General features: G+C 65.5%; 14 protein-coding genes. 11 read left to right on the top strand and 3 right to left on the bottom strand.

Annotated features, from left to right (window positions below; all coding sequences use genetic code 11):
- Window positions 1-30 precede the first annotated feature (30 nt).
- Both HNP98_RS03210 and HNP98_RS03205 read left to right on the top strand, forming a co-directional pair.
- Entirely contained in the window at window positions 31-480 is a 450-nt protein-coding gene (locus HNP98_RS03210) for an energy transducer TonB (protein ID WP_173808606.1), read from the top strand.
- A gap of 107 nt (window positions 481-587) precedes the next feature.
- Window positions 588-1,163, top strand: a complete 576-nt coding sequence (locus HNP98_RS03205) for a DUF5606 family protein (RefSeq protein WP_173808605.1) — start codon at window positions 588-590, stop codon at window positions 1,161-1,163.
- Between the two features lie 118 nt (window positions 1,164-1,281).
- Here HNP98_RS03205 and fbp read toward each other — a convergent pair whose 3' ends face one another.
- Complete coding sequence (gene fbp / locus HNP98_RS03200) at window positions 1,282-2,304, bottom strand: class 1 fructose-bisphosphatase (protein WP_173808604.1); 1,023 nt, start codon at window positions 2,302-2,304, stop codon at window positions 1,282-1,284.
- 92 nt (window positions 2,305-2,396) lie between these two features.
- Here fbp and HNP98_RS03195 point away from each other — a divergent pair, with 92 nt between their 5' ends.
- From HNP98_RS03195 to HNP98_RS03160, 8 genes are all read left to right on the top strand, one after another.
- Window positions 2,397-3,707, top strand: a complete 1,311-nt coding sequence (locus tag HNP98_RS03195; protein ID WP_173808603.1) for an aspartate kinase — start codon at window positions 2,397-2,399, stop codon at window positions 3,705-3,707.
- A 106-nt stretch (window positions 3,708-3,813) separates the two neighbouring features.
- Complete coding sequence (locus tag HNP98_RS03190; protein ID WP_173808602.1) at window positions 3,814-4,590, top strand: enoyl-CoA hydratase-related protein; 777 nt, start codon at window positions 3,814-3,816, stop codon at window positions 4,588-4,590.
- Window positions 4,591-4,776: 186 nt separating this feature from the next.
- Window positions 4,777-5,376, top strand: coding sequence for a peroxiredoxin (locus tag HNP98_RS03185; protein ID WP_173808601.1), 600 nt, complete (start codon window positions 4,777-4,779; stop codon window positions 5,374-5,376).
- Between the two features lie 69 nt (window positions 5,377-5,445).
- The gene (locus HNP98_RS03180) at window positions 5,446-6,699 is read left to right on the top strand and encodes a 3-deoxy-D-manno-octulosonic acid transferase (protein WP_173808600.1); all 1,254 of its coding nucleotides are present in this window, start codon (window positions 5,446-5,448) and stop codon (window positions 6,697-6,699) included.
- A gap of 84 nt (window positions 6,700-6,783) precedes the next feature.
- Window positions 6,784-7,710: a ribosome small subunit-dependent GTPase A gene (gene rsgA, locus HNP98_RS03175; RefSeq protein ID WP_173808599.1), complete on the top strand. Its 927-nt coding sequence runs from the start codon at window positions 6,784-6,786 to the stop codon at window positions 7,708-7,710.
- A 168-nt stretch (window positions 7,711-7,878) separates the two neighbouring features.
- Window positions 7,879-9,354: a hypothetical protein gene (locus HNP98_RS03170; protein WP_173808598.1), complete on the top strand. Its 1,476-nt coding sequence runs from the start codon at window positions 7,879-7,881 to the stop codon at window positions 9,352-9,354.
- Window positions 9,355-9,477: 123 nt separating this feature from the next.
- A complete protein-coding gene (locus tag HNP98_RS03165; RefSeq protein WP_173808597.1) occupies window positions 9,478-9,942 on the top strand; it encodes a hypothetical protein in 465 nt (154 codons plus the stop codon).
- Window positions 9,943-9,983: 41 nt separating this feature from the next.
- Window positions 9,984-10,871, top strand: coding sequence for an NAD(P)-dependent oxidoreductase (locus HNP98_RS03160; protein WP_173808596.1), 888 nt, complete (start codon window positions 9,984-9,986; stop codon window positions 10,869-10,871).
- 318 nt (window positions 10,872-11,189) lie between these two features.
- Here HNP98_RS03160 and HNP98_RS03155 read toward each other — a convergent pair whose 3' ends face one another.
- The gene (locus HNP98_RS03155) at window positions 11,190-11,825 is read right to left on the bottom strand and encodes a fasciclin domain-containing protein (protein ID WP_173808595.1); all 636 of its coding nucleotides are present in this window, start codon (window positions 11,823-11,825) and stop codon (window positions 11,190-11,192) included.
- A gap of 160 nt (window positions 11,826-11,985) precedes the next feature.
- On the opposite strand from HNP98_RS03155, the gene HNP98_RS03150 reads away from it, so the two are divergent.
- The gene (locus HNP98_RS03150) at window positions 11,986-12,450 is read left to right on the top strand and encodes a peptidylprolyl isomerase (RefSeq protein ID WP_173808594.1); all 465 of its coding nucleotides are present in this window, start codon (window positions 11,986-11,988) and stop codon (window positions 12,448-12,450) included.
- A 205-nt stretch (window positions 12,451-12,655) separates the two neighbouring features.
- Here the strand turns inward: HNP98_RS03150 and HNP98_RS03145 are convergent, their stop codons facing one another.
- Window positions 12,656-14,179: a sigma 54-interacting transcriptional regulator gene (locus tag HNP98_RS03145; RefSeq protein ID WP_173808593.1), complete on the bottom strand. Its 1,524-nt coding sequence runs from the start codon at window positions 14,177-14,179 to the stop codon at window positions 12,656-12,658.
- Between the last annotated feature and the right edge of the window lie 27 nt (window positions 14,180-14,206).

The raw sequence follows: 14,206 nt of genomic DNA, 5'->3' as shown, positions 1-14,206 counted from the left end.
GTTCATTCCTTCCCCCCCTCAACCGGTTTTATGCTGAAACATTTGCTTTCGCCGCTGGCCCTGGGCCTGCTGCTGGCGGCCCCGGCGGCTGCCCAAACCACGCCCCCCAACACCCCGCCGCCCGCCCGGCCCGCCGGCGAAGCCGGGGCCGGCACGGGCCGCGTGGCCGGAGCCATTCCGGTGGCCGAGTACTACGAGGGCGGCCAAGCCGCCATGTACGCCTTCATTGCCCAGGAGCTGAAGTACCCGCTGCTGGCCAAGCGCAACCGCATCCAGGGCCGCTGCATCGTCAGCTTCACGCTGAACCCGGACGGCACCATGTCGGGCATTAAATTGGTGAAACAGGTGGGCGGCGGCACCGGCGACGAAGCCTTGCGCGTGGTGCGCCTGCTCAAATTTAAAAAACCGGCGTACCCTGTGCTTACCAGCTTGCCCATTGATTTCAAATTGGGCGCGACTGGCTCAAATGCCACGGAATAACGGCGAAGAATAATTAATAATTATTGGTGGTCATAAACAGCGCTGCGTCGTTGGACTCAATAATAATTATTAATTGCTACTTAATCATTGTTAATTAAAAGAAAAGAATGCCTTACGAATTGAAAGAAATTGCCGCCATCAGCGGCATGCCGGGCCTATACCGTTTGCTGAAAGCCGCCCGCCACGGCGTACTGGTGGAAAGCCTCGACGCCCGCGCGGCCCGCAGCATGGCCCCCGCCCGCAACAAAGTGTCGCTGCTGTCGGAAATTTCGATTTATACGACCGATTACGACGTGAACGTGCCGCTGGCCGACGTGTTCGAGCAGCTGCACGCCCACTACGGCCCCGCGGTGCCCGTGACCAGCAAATCGAGCGAAGCGGAACTGGCTGATTTTATGGCCCACGCCGTGCCCGATTACGACCGCGACCGGGTGTACACGTCCGACATCAAGAAGCTGGCCGCCTGGTACGGCATCGTGGCCCAGCACCTGCCCTACCAGGAAGCCGCTGCGGAAGAAACTGCCACGGAACAACCCGCCGCGGAGGGCCCTGCCCCCGGTGAACCCCTGAGCACGGGCGGCGTGATTAACGCCCCCGAGCCCCCGGCCACGGCCGAAGCCGCGGCCAACCCGGAAGCCGCCCCGGCCGCCGCGCCCAAGAAAAGCCGCAAAAAGGCCGAATAAGCACCGGACGCTCCGCCGCGGGCGGTTGAGTCACCCGCTGCCAGCATGGCAACCGTCTAGTCCACAAAAAAGCCCTGCCGGACGCTCCAGCAGGGCTTTTTTGTGGGACGGCGGCGGGCTACAGCAGGGTGGCAGCGGCGGCGCTTTCGCGGACGATGAATTGTTCCACTTGCTCGACCAGTTCCTTGCTGCCGATGAAGACGGGGCAGCGCTCGTGCAGCAACTTGGGCTCGATTTCCATGGTGCGGCGGCTGCCGTTGGAGCTTTTGCCGCCGGCCTGCTCCACGATGAACGCCAGGGGGTTGCACTCGTACATGAGGCGCAGCTTGCCGGTGGGGCTCTTGGCGGTGGCGGGGTAGAAATAAATGCCGCCCTTGAGCAGGTTGCGGTGGAAATCGGCCACCAGCGAGCCGATGTAGCGGGCCGAAAAATTCCGCTCTTTGCACTGGCGCACGAAGGCCGCCACACCGGGCTCGAACGACTCGGAGCTGCCCTCGTTGACGGAGTAGACCGTGCCAGTGGCGGGCGTTTGAATGCTGGGGTGCGAGAGGAAGAACTCGCCCAGCGAGGGCTCGTAGGTGAAGCCGTTCACGCCGTTGCCGGTCGTGTACACGAGCATGGTGCTGGAGCCGTAGATAACGTAGCCGGCGGCCACCTGGTGGGTGCCGGGCTGGAGGCAATCGGCGGCGGTGCCCTCGCGGCCGGTGGCCGACACGCGGCGGTAGATGCTGAAAATGGTGCCGATGCTCACGTTCACGTCGATGTTCGAGGAGCCGTCGAGCGGGTCGATGGCCACCACGTACTTGCCCTGCAAATTGCCGGTCTGAATCATGTCCTCGTCCTCTTCCGAGATGATGGTGCACACCTCGCCGCCGTTGCGCAGGGCCCGGATGAAGCGAATGTTGGCCACCACGTCGAGCTTCTGCTGGTCTTCGCCCTGCACGTTCTGGCCACCGAAGGCCCCGGCGATGTCGATGAGGCCCGAGCGGTTGATTTCGCGGTTCACGATTTTGGCGGCCAGCGCGATATCGCGCAGCAGCTGCGACAGCTCCCCGGTGGCGTAGGGGAAATCCTCCTGCTTGCGCATGATGAAGCGGTCGAGCGTAGCCCCAACGGGCAGGGCCAGTTTGTTGTGGTCCATAAAAATTCAGAGTGGGCGGATGAAGCGGGTGCGGTGTACAAAGCTAGTTTTTTTTCGCCCTACCTCGCACCACGTTCCTACTTTTGGGGCATATGACGGCAGCAAACCAACTCCAAGTGTACAAATTCGGCGGCGCATCGGTGAAAGACGCGGCGGCCATCCTCAACCTCAAGCGCATCGTGGAAACCACCGCCCAGGGCCGGCCGCTGCTCATCGTGGTGTCGGCAATGGGCAAAACAACCAACGCGCTGGAGGAGATTTTCGACTTGGCATATACTGAGCGGGACTATTCGACGCAACTAGCGGCGGTTGAGATGTACCACAATCAAGTGAGTACAGATTTAGGAAAAGCCCTGCCTCACCCTTACATAAACCCTAATGAGTTAGACCCAGAACTGGTCGCGCTGTTCAAGGAGCTTGCTTACCGGCTAGCAAATCTTTCACCTAGTAAAACTTACGATGAAGGATATGACCAAGTGGTAAGTTTTGGAGAAACCCTCTCTTCTTATTTAGTTTATTATGCTTTGACAAGTATCTCAAATGCAAATGTTTATCATCGCGGTTCGACGATTGTAACGGATGCCACTTGGCGCGAAGGGAAAGTACATTGGGAGGAAACAGAAAAGAAAATTCGAGCAGGGATACAAGATCTATTTCTCCCCAATGGAGACACACACATTATAGTAACCGAAGGGTTCGTGGGCAGTGTCAAAGACGACCATCGTACTACCACGCTGGGCCGCGAGGGCTCCGACTACTCAGCCGCCATTTTTGCTTATTGCCTGCGGGCCGAGTCGGTGACGATTTGGAAGGACGTGGCGGGCCTGCTCAGCGCCGACCCCAAGCTGTTTCCCGACGCGGTGCGCTACCCGGAAATCAGCTACCAGGAAACCATCGAGATGGCCTACTACGGGGCCAGCGTCATCCACCCCAAAACGCTGAAGCCGCTGGCCGAGCGCGGCATTCCGCTGCGCGTGCGCTCGTTTCTGGACCCCGGGGCCCCCGGCACGCTCATCCACAACTGCCAGCACCCGGCGCTGGCCCCGGCCTTCATTCGGAAAACGGAGCAGTGCCTGCTCTCGTTCGAGAGCAAGGATTTCGCGTTCATCTCGGAGGAAAACCTGGAAGTCATTTTCGGGGCCCTGGCGCAGGCGCGGCTCAAAATCAACCTGATGCAAAACTCGGCCATCAGCTTCTCGGTGTGCACCGATTTTTCGGAGCGGCGGGTGCAGCAGCTGCTGGCGCTGCTGGCGGGGCAGTTTCGCACCCACTACAACGCCGGCTTGCTGCTGTTCACCATCAAGAATTACGACGCGGCCAGCGTGGCCCGCCTCACCGCCGGGCGCGAGCTGCTGCTGGAGCAGCGCACGCGCAGCACGTTCCAGTTCGTGTGCCGGGGGTGAAGTGTTGAATAGTTGAAGGGCTACATTGTTGGCTCGTTCAAATCGATGAGAAGCCTGAAAGCCCCAACTCATAACTCATAATTTATAACTCATAATTCATTTCCCGGTGCCCGAATTTCTCCTCGTTACGCCCCAGGCCCGGCCGGGCGTGGCCCTGCTCCAGCTCAACCGCCCCCGGGAGCTGAACGCCCTGAACCTGGCGCTGATGCACGAAATCCGCGACGCGCTGCGGGCCCTCGACGCCGACGAGGCGGTGCGCGTGGTGGTCATCACCGGCAACGAGCGGGCCTTTGCCGCGGGGGCCGACATCCGGGCCATGAGCGGGCGCGGCCCCGTGGACATGCTGCTGGCCGACCACGCCAGCTTCTGGGACCAGCTGCGGCTAATGCGCAAGCCGCTGGTGGCGGCCGTGGCGGGCTTCGCGCTGGGCGGCGGCTGCGAGCTGGCCCTGGCCTGCGACCTGGTGGTGGCGGCCGAAACGGCGCAGTTCGGGCAGCCCGAAATCCGGCTGGGCACGCTGCCCGGCGGCGGCGGCACCCAGCGCCTGGCCCGCGCCGTGGGCAAGGCCAAGGCCATGGAAATGGTGCTCACCGGCGACTTTGTGCCGGCCGCCGAGGCCCTGCGCCGGGGCCTGGTGAACTGCGTGGTGCCCGCCGCCCAGTGCCTCGCAGAAGCCTTCCGGCTGGCGGCCCGCGTGGCGGCCCAGCCCCCGGTGGCCGTGCGCCTGGCCAAAGAGGCCGTGAATTATGCTTTTGAAAGCCCCCTCGCCGCGGGCCTGCAGTTCGAGCGCCGCAACTACTACCTCACCTTCGCCTCCGATGACCAAAAAGAAGGCATGGCGGCCTTTTTGGAGAAGCGCCCGCCGGAGTTTACGGGCAATTAAGCGGCCCGCGGGGCCAGGGAAAATGGGAAGGATTTAGGCACATGAAGAATTGGGGCAAGTTCTTGGCCTTGCCTACCCGCATTTTCGTAACCCCGGTTTCGCAGGCCTTCTCGTGGCCTGCACCCTGCGCATTTTTCCCGGAATCTTCTCGTTCTCACATCCTTCACGTCTTTCACATTCAATTACATGGCAGTTCTCGTGGGCAAGCGCGCCCCTTCTTTCCGGGCCACGGCCGTAATCGACGGGGAAATCGAAAACGATTTTTCACTCGACCGTTACCTAGGCAAGATGCACGTGCTCTTTTACTTCTACCCTTCCGATTTCTCGTTGCTGTGCCCCACCGAAATACTGGCGTTTCAGCACCTGCTGCCCAAGTTTGAAGCGCGCGACGTGGCCGTGGTGGCCTGCTCGACCGATAGCCACCAGAGCCACCGCGCCTGGCTGCGCCAGCCCCGCGAGCAGGGCGGCATCAAGGGCGTAACGTACCCGCTGGTGGCCGACGCCACCAAAACCATCGCGGCCAACTACGACATGCTGGCCGGGCACTTCGACTACAACGAGCAGGGCGAGATGACGTTTGTGGGCACGCCGACCAGCAACCGGGGCCTGTTTCTGATTGACCGCGACGGCATCGTGCGCCACCAATCGGTGAACGACGGGCCCCTGGGCCGCAGCACCCACGAGGCCCTGCGCATGGTGGACGCCCTCCAGCACTACGAGCAGCACGGGGCCCTGTGCCCCGCCGACTGGCGCACCGGCGAGGCCGACCTGAACCCGATACGCTAGGCCGGCCGCCGAAAACCGGGCGGACTGGCCCCGCTGGCCCCACCGGTTTTCGGCCGTAATTTCGCGGCCTTGACGCTGCTGTACGACCTCGCCCTTTTTTTTTACGCGCTGCTACTGCGCCTGGCCGCGCCCTTCGTGCCCAAGGCGGCGGCCTGGGTGGCCGGGCGGCGCGGGCTGCTGCCGCGCATTAGCGCGGCCCTGGCCACCGACCCGGCCCCGCGGGTGTGGTTTCACTGCGCCTCGCTGGGCGAGTTCGAGCAGGGCCGCCCGCTGATGGAGGCCTACCGCCGGGCCCACCCGGGCACCAAAATCGTGCTCACGTTTTTTTCGCCGTCGGGCTACGAAGTGCGCCGGAGCTGGCCGGGGGCCGACTACGTGTTTTACCTGCCGCTAGACACCCGTGCCCACGCCCGGGCGTTTCTGGCCGCGGTGCAGCCCCGGCTGGCCGTGTTCGTGAAATACGAGTTTTGGTACCACTTCCTGGCCGAAACCCGGCGCAGCGAGGCCCCGGCCGTGGTGGTGTCGGCCATCTTCCGGCCCGAGCAGGTTTTCTTTAAGCCTTGGGGCAATTTTTTCCGGGAAATTCTGGGCCAGTTCGCGCACATTTTCACCCAAAACGAGGCCTCGGCCGCGCTGCTGCGCCAGCATGGCCTGACCCGCGTGAGCGCGGCCGGCGACACGCGCTTCGACGCCGTGGCGGCCGCGGCCCTGGCCCCGCCGCGCCCGCTGCCCCTCGTGGAGGCCTTCGTGGCCGACGGGGCCCCGGTGCTGGTGGTGGGCAGCGCCTGGTCCGAAGACCTGCCCGCCCTGGGGCCCTTGCTGCGCCGCTACGCCGGCCAGATCCGGGTGCTGCTGGCCCCCCACGAAATCACGGAAGCCCACTTGCGGCAAATTGAGGCCCTGCTGCCCGGCCAGGTGCTGCGCTACTCGCAGGCGCAGGCCGGCACCGCGGCCGGGGCCCGGCTGCTGCTGTTCGACAACGTGGGCCTGCTCAGCCAGCTTTACCGCTTTGGGCAATTTGCCTACGTCGGCGGGGCGTTTGGCAAGGGCCTGCACAACACGCTGGAGGCCGCCGCCTTCGGCCTGCCGCTGTTTTTCGGGCCCGCTTACAGCAAGTTTCAGGAGGCCGTGGACCTGGTGGCCCTGGGCTGCGCGAAGCCCGTGCGCACCGCCGAGGAGCTGGAAAAGGCCTTCGCCCGCCTGCTCGGCAACGAAACCCTGCGCCTCAAAATGCAGGACCTGGCCCTGGATTACGTGCACCAGCAGGCCGGCGCCACGGCCCGCATTCTTTTAGAGTTGGAAGTTATGCGTTACGGGTTATGAGTTGGTAGGCACCAGGTTATAGCTTTTAAAACTGTTCATAACTCATAACTCATAACTCATAACTCATAACTCATAACTCAAAAAATGACTGGCACCGTCGTGAAATCCACCGGCTCGTGGTACGTGGTGCGCGAGGCGGCCACGGGGCAGCTGTACCGCTGCCGGCTGCGGGGCAAGTTCAAAATCCAGGGCCTGAAGGTGAGCAACCCGCTGGCCGTGGGCGATTCGGTCATGTTCGAGCCCGAGCAGCAGGCCGAGGGCGCGGCCGTGATTACGCACATCGCGCCGCGCCGCAACTACATCGTGCGGCGCTCGGTGCACACCACCGGGCACGCCCACATCGTGGGGGCCAACCTCGACCAGGCCCTGCTGGTGGTCACGCTGGCCTCGCCCACCACGTCGTTCGGGTTCATCGACCGCTTTTTGGTAACGGCCGAGGCCTACCACATTCCGGTCGTATTAATTTTCAACAAGGCCGATTTGCTCGACGCCGACGGGCTGGCCTACCAGGCCGAAATTGCCGGCATGTACCGCTCGCTGGGCTACGCAAGCTGCCGGTGCACGGCCAGCACCGGCACCGGCGTGGCGGCCGTGGACGCGCTGCTCGACGGCAAAACGTCGCTGCTCTCGGGCCACTCGGGCGTGGGCAAGAGCACGCTCATCAACGCCCTGGTGCCGGACCTGGACATCAAAACGGCCGAAATCAGCCAGTTTTCCGACAAAGGGGTGCACACCACCACCTTCGCGGAGATGCTGGAGGTGCGGCCCGGCACGTACCTCATCGACACGCCCGGCATCAAAGAGCTGGGCATCGTGGACATCCGGCCCGCCGAGCTGGCCGGCTACTTCCCCGAGATGCGGGCCCTGCTCAACCAGTGCCGCTACCACAACTGCCGCCACCTGCACGAGCCCGGCTGCGCCGTGCGCGAAGCCGTGGACGCCGGCCGCATCGCCCTGCCCCGCTACGACAGCTACCTGAGCATGCTGGCCGACGACGACAACCGGCACTAGCCAGCCCCGGCGCGGCGGCGGGCCGCCGCTCGGGCGGCCTTTGCGCCCGCCGCTACCCTGGCGTTGCTTGCTGGCGGCACCCGGCGTATTTTGCCTGGCTTTTGGGAAGGCCGGGCCGGGGTGGGCCGGCCGGGGCCCGGGCACCCGGCCATGATGCACCATTTTTTGTTGGCTCCTTTCGCAGATGCGGCCCGGCAGGCGCAGTACGAAGCCGTGCGCGCGGCCCTCGCCGCCGCCCCCGGCGGGGCCCCGGACACGCTGCTGCTGGGCAACCTGGCGGTGCTGCCCGAAGGCCTGGCGGTGGACGCCCTGGTGGTGCAGCCCCGGCAGGCCACGGCCTTGCTGCTGGTGCCCCGGGGCGGCTACCTGCGGGTGCCGGCCCTGGCGCACGGGGCCTGGCAGCTCGACGGCGAGCCGCTGGCCGGGCGCGGCGCGGCCCCCAATCCCTACGCGCAGTTCCAGGCGCAAAAAGCAGCGGTGGCCGCTTGGCTGGGGGCCCAGCTGGGCTGGCCGCCCGGTGCGCCGGTGCCCCTCGCCGGGGCCGCGGTGTTTATGCCCCCCGTCACGTTCGGCAACGAGGCCGAAGAGCACCTGCGCCACACGGCCGGCGACTTCCAGCTCGTGCGCGGGGCCCAGCAGCTGCCGCGGCGGCTACGGGCGGCGCGCGGCGGCAGCCATTTTCTCGGCCCCGAGGCGCTGCTGGCCCTGGCCCGGCACTGGCAGGCCGCGTGGGGGGCCCCCGAAGCGCCCGGGCCGGAGCTGGCGGCGGCGGGCCCGCTGGGCTTCTGGGGGCAGCAAGCCCGGCAGCTGTGGCAGTGGCTCGGCGCGGCCGACGTGCCCGTCGACCCGCCCTACGGCGACGCCGCCGCGGTGCTGGCCCAGCACGAGCAACTGCGCCGCGAGCTGCTGGCCGAGCTGCACCAGCACCGGCAGGCCGCCGCCCGCCACCAAGCCGCTCACGAGCAGGAGTTTGCCCAGTTGCGCGCCCAGCTGGCCCGGCCCGCCGCCCCCGCCGAGCTGCCCGACCAGGCCGTGCAAGCCGCCGCGTGGCGCGCCGAGGCCGCTGCCCGCAACCAGGCCCTCGACGTACGCATTCAGCAGCTGGGGCACCTCATCGAGCAGCTGCGGGCCCAGGCAGCGGCGCCTGCGGGCCACTCGGCCGCAGCGCGGGCCGCGCCCGCGGGGCCCCGGGCGCAGGCGGCCAGGGCCCCGGCGCGCCAGCCGGCTCGGGGGCCCTGGCAAGTGCCGGTGCCGCCCCGGGTGGCCGCCCGGGTCGCGGCGCGGCTGGCGGCCGGGCTGGCCGTGGCGGCGGGCCTGGGCCTCGGCGGGTGGAGCCTGCTGCACCCCTGGGGCCCCGTGCGCGCAGGGGCCCCGCAACTGGCCCAAATGGCCCCGGCGGTCCCCCTCACCGGCGCAACAAATGATTCGGACGAAGGCTTGGCTGACTCGGCGCAGGCCCGGGTGTTTTCGGCACCGGACATGGCCCCGGCTGCTGACGTTGACATTGACGTTGACACAACCGTGCCAAGTAAGGCCCCCGCGGCCAGCGAAGACGCCAGCGCAGTGCCTGCCCTGGCCGCGCCCGATTCGGTGCTGGACGCGCCGGCAGTGGTGCCGGAGGCCGATACGCTGGGCCCCCGATAGGGTCGGCGGTTAGCAGCCGGCGGCGACTTTTTTAACGCCTTTTCAACCGTTCGGGCCTGCAACGAAATGGGGAATTGGGGGCTCCTCAATGTACGTATTCCCCCTTTTTACTTGCCATCGATTATGAAAGCTTTCCTACTCGCCGGGGCCCTCGGGTGCGCCGCCCAGCTCACTACCGGCTGCAAGCACGACACCGACACAGCGCCTGTTGGCTACGACACCTTGGCCGGAGCCACTGGCCATTGGGAATGGGACCGTTCCATCTACGGCTTTGCCAGCCCCCGCACCCCGGCCAGCGTGGGCTTCACGCGGCAGCTGGTGTTCGCGGCGGACGGGCAGCTCGCGGTGAAGCGCAACGGCCAGAACTACTACCAAACGGGCTACCAGCGCTCGGTGGGTACCGGGGGCCCCTGCGCCAGTCCAAACGCGCCGGTGGTCACTTTCACCAGTGAAAATGGCCTGCCGAACAGCGACGCCAAGGCCTACGGCGTGGAGCAGCAAAACGGCCAGCGGACGCTGTACCTCAACGGCGCGGCCACGTGCCTCGACGGCGATGCTTATGAAACCTACCACTGGGTAGCCGAGTAAAGCGGGGCGTACCACTGGCCCCGGCCAACCCCCTTTTTTACATGGCAACACTCGCATTCATTGGCCTGGGCAGCATGGGCCTGGGCATGGCCGAAAACCTGCTCAAAGCCGGCCACACCCTCACTGTTTACAACCGCACCGCCGCCAAGGCCGCGCCGCTGCAAGCCCTGGGGGCCACCGTGGCCCCAACTCCCGCCGCCGCCGCCCGCGGGGCCGAGGGCGTGTTCACGATGGTGACCGACGACGCGGCCCTCACCGAACTCACCACCGGCCCCGACGGCCTGCTGGCGGGCCTGGCCCCCGGCGCGGTGCACGTATCGTGCAGCACCGTGGCCCCGGCCACCACCACCCGCCTGGCGGCGGCGCACGCCGCGCACGGCTCGCAGCTGGTGGCCGCGCCGGCCTTCGGCAAGCCCGACGCGGCGGCGGCGGCCAAGCTGTGGCTGGGCCTGGCGGGCCCCGCCGAGACACGGGCCAGGGCGAAGCCCTGGCTGGAACCGCTGGGCCAGGGCACCCACGAGTTCGGCGACGACCCCGCCATGGCCAGCGTGGTGAAGCTCTGCGGCAACTTCCTGCTCGGCGCGGCCATCGAGGCGATGGCGGAGGCCTACACGCTGGCCGAAAAAAGCGGCGTGGGCCGCCAGCCGCTGCACGATTTCCTGGTGGGCACCCTCTTCAACTGCCCGGTGTACCACAACTACGGGCGCATGATTGCCAGCAGGCACTACCTGCCCGTGGGGGCCCCGCCGCCCGTCATCCGCAAAGATTTTCGCCTCGTGCTCGACCACGCCCAGCAGCTGGCCGCGCCCATGCCCCTGGCCCAGCTCGTGCACAACCGCATGAGCACCACCGTGGCCCGCCACGAAAACGACGTGGACTGGACCGCCTTCGCCCGCCGCGTGTCGGAAGACGCCGGCCTCGAAGCGTAGGCCTCTGGAACGGCGTAGAGACGCATCCTTGCGTCTGGGGTTCGAACGGGGCCGCTGGACAGCAGCCCCGGCGCGGTTTCGGGGTCCGTAGGGGCGGGGCTTGCCCCCGCCCGTCGCCGCACGAATCCAGCTTCAACCGGGCAACGACGGGCGGGGGCAAGCCCCGCCCCTACGTCGCCCACCGGTACCGCTGGGGCCGTAGGCTGGCTCCGGGCAACGGGCCCGTTCAAACCTCAGACGCAAGGATGCGTCTCTACGCCAAAAAGGGCCCCTGGCATTGCGCCGGGGGCCCTTTTTAACCTTAAAAATCAGTTGAGCCTACTTCTTGGGCAGGGGCAGCAGCACGCCGTCGATGACGTGGGTTACGCCGTTTTTCGAAATCACGTCGGCAATCTGCACGGTGGCGGGGGCGTCTTTGCCGTTGCCCACCATTACTTTGCCGTCTTTCACCATCACTTTCAGCTTCTCGCCGTTCACGGTGGTCAGCTCCTGGCCGTCCTTCAGGTCGGCGGCCAGCAGGCGGCCGGCGATGACGTGGTAGGTGAGCACGGCTTTCAGCTTGGCCACGTTGGCGGGGGCCGTCAGCTCGGCCACGGCGGCCTTGGGCAGCTTGTCGAAGGCGGCATTGGTGGGGCCGAACACGGTGAAGGGGCCCGTGCCTTTCAGGGTTTCCACGAGGCCGGCGGCTTTCACCAGCGACACGAGCGTGCTCACGCTCTTGGCCGCGGCGGCGTTGTCCACGATGTCTTTGTCGGCCGTCATGGCCACGCCGTCCACCATCACCCCGCCGGGCTTGGCCATGCGCGACGAATCGCTGGCCATGGCGGCCGTCGAGTCAGCCGTCGTGGTTTTGGTGTCCGTGGTGGTGGTTTCGGCGGGCTTGTCGTTGCCGCAGCTGGCCAGGCCAAGGGTCAGGGCGAAGGCGCTGGCAACGGAGAAGAGGTGCTTTTTCATAAAAAGAAAACGTGAAAGAAGAAATTGGTGGGTTTATGGTGTTAGCACCCTACGAATCAATCTACGGTTCGGATTGTTTTGTACGGCGGCGCAATTTGCACCGGCTTACCTTCGCAGGGCCCATTCGGGGGCTATTTTTTACCTTTTTATTTTCTTTTTGATGAAAACCGCTGAGATTCACACCCCTAAAGGGGTCATGAAGGTCGAGTTTTACGAGCAGGACGCGCCCAACACCGTCAAGAACTTCACCGACCTGGCCAAAAAGGGCTTTTACGACGGCACCAAGTTCCACCGCGTCATCCCGAACTTCATGATTCAGGGCGGCGACCCCAACACCAAGCCCGGGGCCACGGGCCAGCCCGGCACCGGGGGCCCCGGCTACAAAATCGACTGCGAAACCGGCGGCGGCCACCAGCACCACGAGCGCGGCGTGCTGAGCATGGCCCACGCCGGCAAAAACACCGGCGGCTCGCAGTTCTTCATCGTGCACGACCGCCAGAACACCGCCCACCTCGACCGCGTGCACACCGTGTTCGGCAAAGTGGTGGAGGGCCTCGACGTGATTGACCAAATCAAAGGCAACGACGAGATTACCAAGATTGTGGTGACGGACGACGCCGCGTAAACACTGCCGCCACCCCTCCCAAAAAAGCCGTTCCAACGTACTGGAACGGCTTTTTTGCGTCCCCCCCCGCGTGTAGAGACGCATCCTTGCGTCTCAGGCGTGAACGGGGTGAGGTGCCCCCAGGTCGACGAAGCCCCGCCCCCATTCAAACCAAAAGCCCCGCGCACTCTACAGTGCGCGGGGCTTCTCTATCTGTGCGAAGCCCCTACCGCCGGCGGCGCGGCTTCTCTTCCTCCTCGTCCTCGTCCTCATCGTCCCCAAAGGTGGGCATGGTGAACATCGAGGCCAGCAGGTCCTTGAACTGGGCCCCGGCGGTGAGGCGGTTGCGCGAAATCAGGCTGTGCTCGGCCAGGCCGTGCAGCAGGAATTCCATCAGGAAATACGTCATGTCGGCGGTTTCCTTGGGGTGCAGCTCCGTCACGATGTCGCGCAGGCCGGGCACCTGGTCGAGGGCGGCGCGGTAGGCCGGCGTGGGCGTGTCGTAGAGCAGGTCCAGGGTGTTGCCGCTGCCGAACCACTCCTGCACCGTTTTGTAGGGCGACACGCGGTTTTTGAGCTTCTTGGACTTGTCGGGGTCGGGGAAGTAGTTCAGGAACAGGGTGCGGATGGCCTTGCCCATGAGCTTCTCGGCCACGATGCCGGCCCCCTCCTGCTCGCCTTCGTACACCAGCTCCACCTTGCCGGTGATGGCGGGCACGGCCGAGATGAAGTCGCCCACGCGCACGTAGGTGTGCTTTTCGCCGTTGATCAGGGCCCGGCGCTCGGCCCCGGCCACCACCTGCTCGTAGGCCGAGATGGTGAGGCGGGCCGACACGCCGCTCTTGGCGTCCACGAACTCGGAGCCGCGGGCCTCGATGGCCACCTGCTCCACCAGGTCGTGGGTGATTTCGTTGGTCGTCACCATCCCTTTCTGGTCCTCCTTGATGCGGGCTTCCTGCTTGGTGATGCGCTTGCCGATTTCGATGGACTTCGGGTAGTGGGTAATGATCTGGGCGTCAATCCGGTCCTTGAGCGGCGTCACGATGGAGCCCCGGTTGGTGTAGTCCTCTGGGTTGGCCGTAAACACGAACTGGATATCGAGCGGCAAGCGCACCTTGAAGCCGCGAATCTGGATGTCGCCTTCCTGCAAGATGTTGAACAACGACACCTGGATGCGGGCCTGCAAGTCGGGCAGCTCGTTGATGACGAAAATGCCGCGGTGGGCCCTGGGAATCAGGCCGAAGTGAATCACCCGCTCGTCGGAATACGGCAGCTTCAGCGTGGCGGCTTTGATGGGGTCGGCGTCGCCGATGAGGTCGGCCACGCTCACGTCGGGCGTCGCCAGCTTCTCGGTGTAGCGGTCGTTGCGGTGCATCCAAGCCACGGGGGTGGCGTCGCCGTGCTCGGCAATCAGGTTTTTGGCAAACACCGACAGCGGCTGCAGCGGGTCGTCGTTTAGCTCGGAGCCGGCCACGACGGGCATCCACTCGTCCAATAAGTTAATCAGCAGCCGCGCAATGCGGGTTTTGGCCTGGCCGCGCAGGCCCAGCAGGTTGATGTGGTGCCCGGCCAGGATGGCCCGCTGCAACTCGGGAATCACCGTTTCGTCGTAGCCAAAAATGCCGGGGAATACTTCTTCTTTGACGCGCAGCTTCCGAATCAGGTTCTCGCGCAACTCTTGCTTGACGGTGCGGGGCTTGTAACCACTGGCGCGGAGCTGGCCCAGGGTGCGGATGGTTTCGTGTTGCATAAGGGCGGCTTAAGGGAAAGGGGCTTC

Source organism: Hymenobacter caeli (genome assembly GCF_013294115.1).
Lineage (GTDB): Bacteria > Bacteroidota > Bacteroidia > Cytophagales > Hymenobacteraceae > Hymenobacter > Hymenobacter caeli.
Note: the sequence above shows the minus strand (reverse complement) of the source record. Positions and strands in the feature narration are given on the sequence as shown.